Source organism: Psychrobacter sp. 1U2 (genome assembly GCF_051847575.1).
Genome location: NZ_JBPYDC010000160.1, coordinates 1 through 1,575, shown reverse-complemented (window position 1 = coordinate 1,575; position 1,575 = coordinate 1). Strand labels below are relative to the sequence as shown.

At 42.1% G+C, this 1,575-nt stretch carries 2 protein-coding genes; one reads left to right on the top strand and one right to left on the bottom strand.

The annotated features are described in order from the left end of the window. On the top strand, positions 1-242 hold a 242-nt coding region (locus ACS8FD_RS14100), incomplete at its 5' end, for a chorismate-binding protein (protein WP_439276329.1). 86 nt (positions 243-328) lie between these two features. On the opposite strand, the gene hisC is transcribed toward ACS8FD_RS14100, so the two are convergent. Further along, complete coding sequence (gene hisC, locus ACS8FD_RS14095; protein ID WP_439263476.1) at positions 329-1,477, bottom strand: histidinol-phosphate transaminase; 1,149 nt, start codon at positions 1,475-1,477, stop codon at positions 329-331. Positions 1,478-1,575 lie beyond the last annotated feature (98 nt).

Here is a 1,575-nt window from a genome sequence, read left to right as displayed (position 1 = left end):
AAACAGCACCGCGCGGTGCCTATTGTGGCACCATGGGCTATATGAATTTTGATGGAAGTGGACAGTGGAATGTACTCATTCGTACGTTGCAAGCTAATAGCTTAACAAATACCAAGACAGAGGTCAGCTTGTGGGCAGGCGGCGGTATCACTGTCGCGTCTGATCTTGAAGAAGAATATCAAGAGTGTCTCGACAAAGTGGGCAATCTACTAAACGTATTGAACCCATCAGACATCATATAAGAATTTGTACCAAATATTTCAGCATGCAAAATTCATATAGTGAACTCTGCTGTCAACTAATCATTTAATATCGTCCTGATGAAAACTTAGCCCATATTTGAGATAGTCTCACTATCTTCGCTATACGTTTGCATAGCGGTCAGTGCATCAATCAGGCGCTCATGCTGTGCTTGTGTACCAACAGTAATACGAAGATATTCTTGAATGCGCGGCTTATCAAAATGACGCACAATGATGCCTTGCTCGCGTAACTTAGCGGCCACTGCGCTTGCATTTCCATCTTTAGGACGAGCAAATACAAAGTTGGCATGCGATGGCAGTACTTGATAGCCAAGCGTTGTTAGCTGAGTCGTCAATGACTTGCGCAGATCAATGACTTGTTGGCGGGTTTGTTCGAAATAATTATTATCCAACACACTAGCAGTTGCGCCAGCTTGCGCAAGTTTGTCCAATGGATAACTGTTGAAGCTGTTTTTCATACGCGTCAACGCTTCGATTAATGAGGCATTACCAAAGGCCATACCCACACGTAGTCCAGCAAGTGATCGAGACTTTGAAAAGGTTTGAGTCACCAATAAATTATCAAATTCATTGATCAAACTGACTGCTGAAACTTGCGTGCCAGAATGGCTTTCATCTATACAAGCAAAGTCAATATAAGCTTCATCAATGACTATCACCGAATTAGAATGCTCGCTGGCAAGTTTACGAATATTGGCAAGCGATAATAATAGACCTGTTGGCGCATTGGGATTGGCAATAATAATACCGCTACAAGGCTGACGATAAGCATCGGGATCGATACTAAAATCATCTTCCAATGCAATCTGTACCAGCTCTACACCAAAAGTCTGCGCATAAACAGGATAAAAGCTATAGCTGATATCTGGTGCTAATACAGGACGTTCTTTTAGAAAAAAGCTGGCAAATACTAAAGCAAGAACTTCATCTGAGCCATTACCGACAAATACCTCGTTTATATCAAGATTATATAACTCGGCTAATGCTGCGCGCAGATCATCAGATTCAGGGGCTGGATACAGACGTAAATCGTAAGCCTGCTGCTCTAAGACGTTAGCAATGGCCTCCCCTACCTTCGGTGATGGTGGAAACGGGTTTTCGTTGGTATTCAGTTTACACAAATTGGCATGCTGAGGCTGCTCACCAGGGACGTAAGGTGACAAGTTACGTGCTTTAGACGACCAAAGTCTGGTATCAACTTTTTGTTCACTCATAAGTTATCCTACTAGTAGCTAAAAGAGTTGCAAGACCTAAAATGACAGTAATAATAATGTTTTGTCGATATCTTATTAAATTCTATACAGCCTCAGTT

Coding starts and splice junctions, on each gene's coding strand:
- hisC (WP_439263476.1), bottom strand. CDS start 1,477: ATGAGTGAACAAAAAGTTGATACCAGACTTTGGTCGTCTAAAGCACGT.